Here is an 8,152-nt window from a genome sequence, read left to right as displayed (position 1 = left end):
CGCCGACATAGTTGTTGCTATTGGTAGCGGAGACGGAGCCTGTTGCGTAGGCGTTAGTGATTGAGCCATCATTGTATCCGACGAAGCCGCCGACATAGTTGTTGCTATTGGTAGCGGAGACGGAGCCTGTTGCGTAGGCGTTGGTGATTTGGCCGATATTGGTTCCGACGAGGCTACCGACGAGAGCATTGTCGCCGTTCGAGCTGACGCTGCCGCCGAGCAGCCCGATATTCCGGACCACGCCGGTCTGGGCGAGTTGCCCGAACAGGCCGACATTCCGGTCCGTGCTATCGTTGATGGTCAGGTTGGAGATGGTATTGCCCCGGCCGTCGAAGGTGCCGGTGAAGCCGGATACGGCCAGGGGCCTGAAGTTGCTGATGCCGCTGAGGTCCAGGCTGTTGGCCAGGGCGTAACTGGCGGAGGAACTGGCGTTGACGTTCTGGAGCCCGGCGGGCGTGAAGATCAGCCAGACGGGGGTTGTGGTGGGGAAGGGCGCGCCGGTTCCGAAATGGACCTGCTGGTTCGCGGAGACCCCCAGCAGGTAGGGCGTCGTCTGGTTGTTCAGGTTGCCCCATATGGCCGAATTGAAGGCGGCGGGCAGCGCGCCGGCCAGTTGTACCGTCGTCAGGCCCGTGATGCCGGAAGACGACCCCGTCCCCACGCCTGGTGTCGCGCTGGACGTGTTGGTATCGAAATAGGCGTTGGTGATCGTGGTGGTGTTCTGTCCGGCAATCTGACCGACATTGGTGCTGCCGGTGACGGCGCCGGTTGCATAGGCATTCGTGATCTGGCCACGCATGGTTGTCTGCAGGATGGTCAATGTGGTGTTCGATCCCACGAGGCCGCCGACGATGTCGCCGCTTGTGACGGCGCCTGATGCGTAGGCATCCGTTATTGAGCCGACATTGTATCCGACGAGGCCGCCAGCGTTGCGGGGGCTACTGCTGGAGATTGTGGATACGCTACCCGATGCGGCAGAACGGGAGATCGCGGCCTCGTTCATGCCGACGAGGCCGCCGACAGCCGGACCCCAATTGCTAACACCAGTGACACTGGCAGCGGAATATGAATTGGTGATCGTGCCGGGAGTGGATCCCGGTCTTTGGCCATTCATTCCCACCAGGCCGCCGATGTCGCTGCCTCTGCCGTTGACGCTGCCGGTCGTGTACGCACCGCTGACCGCGCCGTAATTTACTCCGACCAGACCGCCAAGGTTGCTTCCGTCAGTGCCGCCGGTGACACTGACGCCCACCAGTCCGACATTTTCGACGATGCCGGAGGGGTCGATCTGTCCGAACGGAGCGATGTTACTTCCGCTGCTGTCGTGAATGGTCAGGTTGGAGATCGTGTTGCCCAGTCCTTCGAATGTTCCGGAGAAACTGGGGATGGGCGAGGAGGTGAGCGTGCCCAGGGGGGTGGCGTCCAGGCTGCCGGCCAGCGCATAGTATCCGTTGTACTGGACGGACGTGAGATCCGAGGCATTGCGCAGCAATGTATAGGGCTGGCCGTTGATGTTCAGCGTGCCGCCGGTCGTGTCGGTGAAGGCGACGTTGCCGCCCGCGAAGGTCAATCCACCGGGATTGACGGTCGCGCCCTGGGTGTTGGTCAGGATGTTCAGCGTGCCGTTGCCCGCCACGGTGATCGCGGCGTTTATGGTGACGTTGCGCCATGCCGAGAGGGTCAGGCTGGCGGAGCTGTTCCACATGAGGGGGGCGGTGACGAAGATGTCGCCGTTTCCCGATGCGCTCGTGCCCCCGCCGCTGATGTTGCTGGCGGCGCCGGCCGAGGTCTGCTCCGTGACATCGGTGCCGCTGTTGAGCGCGGCATTGATGGTTCTGGCGGCCGGGGCGTCGATCGTGAGGTCGTCCGGGTCCAGCAGCCAGGTGCCGCCCTTGCCCGCATCCACCGAAGCCTTGCCGAGCGCCAGGCTGTGGGCCGAGGTCTCGATCAGGCCGCCTTTGCCGCCGCCCTTGCCGGTGGCGGCCAGCGTTGCGCCCTGGGCGATGGCGGTATGACGGGCGAGGTTGACGCCCCCCGGAGCATCGGTGCCGACCAGGACCCGTCCGCCCCCGGCGCCGGACCGGGTGGCCGACGCCGACAGCGTGGCCTTGCCCCCGACGGGGACGTTACCGCATTGGCCACCGCCTATGCCGCCCTCGCCGTCGGCTTGGGCCGCCGCGACGGTGTTACCGTCCCCCTTGACCGGGCGGGGGGGCGCGGTCAGCCACACCTGGCCGTCGATGGTCTTCGTGCCCGTGGCCTGGATCAGGCCCCGCCGGTTGCCGGCCAGCGCGTAGACATTGCCCCCGGCCGAGGCCAGCGTGGCGGCCGCCGCCGTGATGCGGCCGGTGTTCGTCGCGTCGCCCCTGGCCTTGACATCGGCGACCACATAGATGCCGTCTGGTCCGCCGGCCTCGCTCAGCACCACCTTGTCGCCCGCCGCCAGGGCCACGGTTCCGCCCGCCGCCTCGATGGCGCCGCTGTTGGTGACGGATTTGCCCACCAGCACCACGTTGCCGCCGGTGCTGGTGATGCGTCCCTCGTTCCTGACCGTGCCGGAGGAGGTGCCGGACAGGGTGACGGCGCCGCCTTTCATGAACGTGCCGTCGGGCGTGTCGCGCGTCGAGGCGACGAAGCTGCCGCCGGCGACGACCGTGCCCTTTGGCCCGATGACCACGCCGTTGGGGTTGATCAGGAAGACCGATCCCGTCGCGCCCAGCCGACCCTGGATGGACGACATCTGGCTGCCGGTCACCCGGTTGAGCGTGGCGCCGCTGCCGTTGTTGAACTGGACCGTTCCGCCCGCCCCGATGGAAAAACCCTGCCAGTTGATGATGCCGCGGGCTGATGACTGGGTGATGGTGGTGCGGGAGCCCGCCGACGCGATCGTGCCGGCGCCGGCCACATAGGCCCCGCCTGTCGGCAGGGCCTGGGCGAAGGCCGAAACCGGCGTCAGGATGGAAAAGCCGATGAGTGCAAGCCGAAGCGAGGTGTGATGACGGCGGACGAGGGGACGTGTGATCATTGGCCTGAAGGATACCCTGGAGGATATGGGGAGGGCGGGCAGGGGGCTATCCGGCGAGGGAAAGATACCGAAGGTGATATTTGAATATATGTGATGTTTTTTGGAAATTTATAGGTGATTATATGTGTTTTGTTGTATTAATTTAATAATATCATACTGCATTCGTGGGTTTTGCGGCTATCTCTGGCCGGATTTTCTTGACTTGTAGAGAGAATACGCTATGTGCGGACAGAGTGCTTGTCCATGGCCAGATCTGGCCACAAAGAGCGGAATTTTCACGATCAGGTCACTCTGGCCCGCCTTGCGGGGGGGGGCTGCCGCCTTGTGGCGGGACCGGGTGTTCCGGCCCCGCGCTGCGATGGCGGATTGGCGGATTGTCGGGGTTTCGGGCCGATTGCCGTGTTGAGTCCGGCTGGGTGCTCGCCTATGAATGTTCCGTGTCCGATCCCGATTCCGGCCGGGCGTTCTGATGGTTGCGCACGGGGTTCGGAGAGCGTTTTCCAGTTAGGGTTTCGTCAGGGCTGGTGGTTTTTTATGTATTCGTTATCCCACGACCGAATGATAAATGAAGAATCTCTTGATAATATATTGAAAAATGCTTTTGATCTGGCGGAGATGGGCGCCTGGTCGTGCGATTTGCGCACGGAAAGGCTTTCATGGACCCCAGCGGTGTTCGACATGTTTGGCTTGCCGCGTGACAGGACCGTCGACCGGCGCGAGGTCGTTGCCATGTATGCGGAGCCATGCCGGCGTCTGCTGGAGCAATTGCGTGTGGCCGCGATTGCGAACAGGACGACCTTTGCCCTGGAGGCACGGATCATCCGCCCGGATGGCACGCCCCGGTGGGTTCGTATAAAAGCCGGCACGAAGGTGGAAAATGGCCGTGCCGTCACGCTGTATGGGCTGAAGCAGGATATTACCGCCGAGCGGCAGCAATGGGCGCGGCTGCGCCACCTGACGGATTACGATCCGTTGACCGGCCTTGCCGACCGGATGCACTTCCAGGCAGTTTTTTTCGATCGGTCCGTTGCGTCCGATCTGTGCGCGCCGCCCGGCGCGCTGGCGCTGTTTGCCGTGGACAATCTGGCGGAAATCAATCGGCGCTGGGGCTACGCCGCCGGAGATGCCTGCCTGATCGCGTTTGCCAGGCGGCTGTTGAGCGCCGGTGACGGCGGGGCGTTCACGGCGCGCCTCGGCGGTGGTGAATTCGCCATGCTTCTGGACGGCGCGGGGAAGACGCCGCATCTGGAACCGGGGCCGTCCGAGCGGTTTTCCCATCTGGGAGACCCTGTCCTGTGGAACGGTGTTTCCATTCCGCTCGGCATTTCCATAGGCATCGTCTTCGTGCGGCGTTTCCATGGCCACGAGGCCGAAGCGATATACGCGCGGGCCGATCTGGCGCGCCAGGTGGCCCGACGACAAGCGGGGCGTTCTCCGCGTATCGTGTCCGCGACGTTCGAGGGCGGGAAACAGGTCGCCGTCGGTTCCGCACCGTCGGCAGGTGCGCCGGCTGGCGCGGCGGGCGTGGGCATGCCTTCCCTCTCGCCGCGTGAAATGGAGGCGCTTCGTCACATTTCCCGCGGACGCACCATTGATGAGATCGCCCATGAAATGGCGGTCTCGCCGCATACGGTGCGAAACTTCATTCGTCGCATCTACCAGAAAATGGAAGTCGATACCCGTGTGGAGGCCGTGCAACGGGCCTATCGGAACGGGCTGCTCTAGAGCCGTCACCGTTTACATCGGTTCACGGATATGGCGCTGGCGTAGTGATTTTGCGAGCGGCTTCACCTGTTTGAATGCATGCATTCAAACAGGCGCGGCGCCTGTGGTGCGGTCCGGCCGTTCGTTCTTCGGGACGCCGGGCTGTCGGGAACGCTGAATCTCCGGCGGGGCGGGTGCCTCAGCCGGGGACGCCCTTGCTGGTGGAATATTCGAAATGGAGCGCGGTGTCGGGGCGCACGATGGGGTGGATGGCGTGAGCGGCCATGGCACCCTCGCTGAAGCCTTGCAGGATCAATTTCAGCTTGCCCGGATAGGTGGCCACGTCGCCGATGGCGAACACGCCGGGCAGCGAGGTTTCGCAGCTTGAGGGCACCACGGGGATGGTGCTGCGGATGGAGTCGATGCCCCATTGGGCGATCGGGCCGAGGTCGGTCGACAGGCCGAAGAACGGGAGCAGGCGGTCGGCTTCCAGCACGCGGGTGTCGCCGTCCAGCGTCGCGACTTCCACGCCGTGCAGCGTGCCGTTGGTGCCGTGCAGGCCGTGGAGCTGGTAGGGGACGATCTTTTCGATGCGGCCGGCGGCGACGGCTTCGTCGAGCTGGCGCAGGCTTTCCGGGGCCGCGCGGAAACGGTCGCGGCGGTGGACCAGGAAGATCTTCTCGGCTTCGTCCTTCAGCGCCAGCGCCCAGTCGATGGCGGAATCGCCGCCGCCGGCGATGACGATGCGGGTGCCGGTGAAATCGGCGCGGCGGCGGACGTAATACTGCACCGCGCCCGTGGCCTCGAAGCCCTCCAGCCCGGCCAGCGGCGGGCGGTTGGGGCCGAAGGCGCCGGCCCCGGCGGCGATGATGACGGCGCGGGCGCTGATGATGTCGCCCCTGTCGGTGCGCAGGGTGAAGGCGCCGCGATGGCCGGTCAGGCCCTCGACCCGGCGGCTGAGCAGGCGGGGGACGGCGAAGGGGGCGATCTGGCGGTCCAGGGCCTCGATCAGCGCGCCGCCTTCGATCGCGGGGTGGGCGGGGATGTCGTAGATCGGCTTTTCCGGATAGAGGGCCGCGCATTGGCCGCCGATGCTGTCCAGTGCGTCGAGCAGCACGCAATCCAGTTTCAGCATGCCGCATTCGAACGCCGCGAACAGGCCGGTGGGGCCGGCGCCGATGATGGCGACATCGGTCGAGAGGGTGGGGGCGTCGGTCATGTCGGTTCCGTGTTGCTGCGCTGCTGAACGATCAGGGCTTCGGTTGTGCGGTCTGTTTTCGCCGAGTGCAAGATGGGCGGATAGGCGGGCGGGGAAAACGGGGTCTTGTGCCCCTGCCGGGGCGGTGGGCATCATGAGGGAATGCAAGAACTGACCTTCGATTTACCCGACCAGCATGCGACGGAGGAGCTGGCGCGGCGGCTGGCCGGCGCGGCGCGGCCGGGGGATGCCATCCTGCTCTCCGGGGTGCTGGGGGCCGGGAAGAGCGTGTTTTCCCGCGCTTTCCTGCGGGCGGCCTGTGGCGACCCCGACATGGAGGTGCCCAGCCCGACCTATACGCTGGTGCAGAATTATGACGCGCCGGCGGGGGGGATCGCGCATTTCGATCTGTGGCGGCTGGCGGGGCCGGAGGGGCTGCATGAACTGGGCTGGGACGATGCGTGCGAGGGCATCGTGCTGGTGGAATGGCCCGATCGGCTGGGGGCGCTGGCCCCGGCGGATGCGCTGCGGATTACGCTGTCGGTGACGGGCGAGGAGACGCGCGGGGCGCGGATCGCAGGTTGGGACGACCGGCCGGTATGGGCCGGGCTGGCGGCGGGGAGGCCGGCATGAGCATTGCGATGCCCCGGAAGGCGATGCTGTTCGCGGCCGGCGCCGGCAGCCGGATGCGGCCGCTGACCGAGGAGACGGCCAAGCCGCTGCTGACGGTGGATGGGCGCTCGATTCTGGACCACGTGCTGGACCGGCTGGAGACGGCCGGGGTGCCGGAGGTGGTGGTGAATGTATGCTGGCAGGCCGGCAAGGTGCGCGCCGCGTTGCGTGCCCGCGCCGAGGCGGGACGGGGGCCGCATGTGACCGCCCGCGCCGAGGAGACGTTGCTGGAAAGCGGCGGCAGCGCCGCCGCCGCGTTGCGGGATGGGGCGCTGGGGCCGGAGCCGTTCTTTCTGCTGAATGGCGATTCCCTCTGGCTGAACGGGCCGGTGGCGGCGTTGCGCCGGCTGGCCGCCGGGTTCGACCCCGCGCGGATGGATGCGTTGCTGCTGCTGGCGCGGACCAGTCTGGCGGTGGGGGCCGTGGGACGGGGGGATTTTACCTCCGATCCCGACGGGCGGCTGTGCCGGGCGGAGCCGGGGAGGGTGACGCCCTATGTCTTTGCCGGGGTGCAACTGGCGGCGCCGGCCCTGTTCGCCGATGCGCCGCCGGGGCCGTTCAGCCTGAATCTGCTGTGGGATCGCGCCATCGCGCGGGGGCGGCTGTACGGGATCGTGCATGATTCGGTGTGGTGCCATCTGTCCCGGCCGGAGGATCTGCCGGCGGCGACGCGGGCGCTGCGTCTGGCGCGGGAGCCGGATGCGGCCGAGCGGGACGCCGCGTCGTGAGCCTGATCGCCACCGTTCCGCCGCATGTGCCGTTTCTGGACGAGATCGCGGCCCGCTGGATGGCGGGGGTGGGGGACGACCCGCAACGCAGTGGCGACGGGCTGATCCTGCTGCCCAGCCGTCGTGCCGCGCGTGCGCTGACCGAGGCGTTTCTGCGGCGGGCGGATGGGCGGCCGCTGTTGCTGCCGCGGATTGCGCCGCTGGGCAGTCTGGACGAGGCCGGGCTGGCGCTGTCGGGGGATATGGCGCTGGATCTGCCGCCCGCTGTCGAACCGTTGCGGCGGCTGGCGACGCTGGCGCTGCTGATCCTGAGAGCGGGGGATGCGTTCGGGGAGGTTCTGTCGCTGGATCAGGCGTGGCCGCTGGCGCGGGCGCTGGCCGAGCTGATGGACGATGCCGAGTGGGCGGAGTGCGATCTGGCCGAGACGCTGCCGCTGGCGGCGGATGGGGATTTTGCCGAACATTGGCGGGAGACGCTGCGGTTTCTCTCGATCGTCACCAGCGTGTGGCCGGCGTGGCTGGCCGAGCAGGGGGTGATGAACCCGGCGGCGCGGCAGGTGGCGCTGCTGCGGGCGCAGGCGGCGCGCTGGCGCGCGGCGCCGGATGCGGAATCGCGTTTGTGGGCCGTGGGATTTACCGATGCGGTGCCGGCCGTGCGCGATGTGCTGGCTGCGGTGCTGGGCCGGGCCGGGGGGCGGCTGGTGCTGCCGTGGGTGGATCTGTCGCTGGACGAGGCGATCTGGCTGGCGTTGCCGGACGGGCACCCGCAGGCGGGGCTGGCGCGGTTGCTGGGCGGGCTGGAGCGGACGCGGGCCGATCTGGCGG

5 protein-coding genes and 1 pseudogene are annotated in these 8,152 nt (G+C 67.0%); 4 read left to right on the top strand and 2 right to left on the bottom strand.

Features of this window, described 5'->3' with window-relative positions; translation table 11 throughout:
• Positions 1–3,025: GLUG motif-containing protein (locus tag ABF821_RS17990; RefSeq protein ID WP_415531059.1), on the bottom strand; the 3,025-nt coding region annotated here is incomplete at its 3' end.
• Between the two features lie 243 nt (positions 3,026–3,268).
• Here ABF821_RS17990 and ABF821_RS17985 point away from each other — a divergent pair.
• Positions 3,269–4,750, top strand: coding sequence for a diguanylate cyclase domain-containing protein (locus ABF821_RS17985; RefSeq protein ID WP_415531058.1), 1,482 nt, complete (start codon positions 3,269–3,271; stop codon positions 4,748–4,750).
• Positions 4,751–4,928: 178 nt separating this feature from the next.
• Here the strand turns inward: ABF821_RS17985 and ABF821_RS17980 are convergent, their stop codons facing one another.
• The gene (locus tag ABF821_RS17980; protein WP_182975576.1) at positions 4,929–5,948 is read right to left on the bottom strand and encodes an NAD(P)/FAD-dependent oxidoreductase; all 1,020 of its coding nucleotides are present in this window, start codon (positions 5,946–5,948) and stop codon (positions 4,929–4,931) included.
• A 141-nt stretch (positions 5,949–6,089) separates the two neighbouring features.
• Between ABF821_RS17980 and tsaE the strand changes: the two genes are divergently transcribed.
• From tsaE to ABF821_RS17965, 3 genes and pseudogenes are all read left to right on the top strand, one after another.
• A complete protein-coding gene (tsaE, locus tag ABF821_RS17975; RefSeq protein WP_415531057.1) occupies positions 6,090–6,560 on the top strand; it encodes a tRNA (adenosine(37)-N6)-threonylcarbamoyltransferase complex ATPase subunit type 1 TsaE in 471 nt (156 codons plus the stop codon).
• Positions 6,557–7,327 carry a nucleotidyltransferase family protein gene (locus ABF821_RS17970; protein WP_415531056.1) on the top strand — a complete coding sequence of 257 codons (771 nt, stop codon included), beginning with the start codon at positions 6,557–6,559 and terminating at the stop codon, positions 7,325–7,327. The genes tsaE and ABF821_RS17970 overlap by 4 nt, the downstream gene beginning before the upstream one ends.
• Positions 7,324–8,152, top strand: a pseudogene (locus tag ABF821_RS17965) (double-strand break repair protein AddB); the annotation flags it as partial. The gene ABF821_RS17970 and the pseudogene ABF821_RS17965, both read left to right, overlap by 4 nt.

The sequence above is a fragment of the Gluconacetobacter sp. genome (genome assembly GCF_047721585.1).
Classification (GTDB): domain Bacteria; phylum Pseudomonadota; class Alphaproteobacteria; order Acetobacterales; family Acetobacteraceae; genus Gluconacetobacter; species Gluconacetobacter dulcium.
Note: the sequence above shows the minus strand (reverse complement) of the source record. Positions and strands in the feature narration are given on the sequence as shown.

Coding starts and splice junctions, on each gene's coding strand:
- ABF821_RS17970 (WP_415531056.1), top strand. CDS start 6,557: ATGAGCATTGCGATGCCCCGGAAGGCGATGCTGTTCGCGGCCGGCGCC.
- ABF821_RS17985 (WP_415531058.1), top strand. CDS start 3,269: ATGGCCAGATCTGGCCACAAAGAGCGGAATTTTCACGATCAGGTCACT.
- tsaE (WP_415531057.1), top strand. CDS start 6,090: ATGCAAGAACTGACCTTCGATTTACCCGACCAGCATGCGACGGAGGAG.
- ABF821_RS17980 (WP_182975576.1), bottom strand. CDS start 5,948: ATGACCGACGCCCCCACCCTCTCGACCGATGTCGCCATCATCGGCGCC.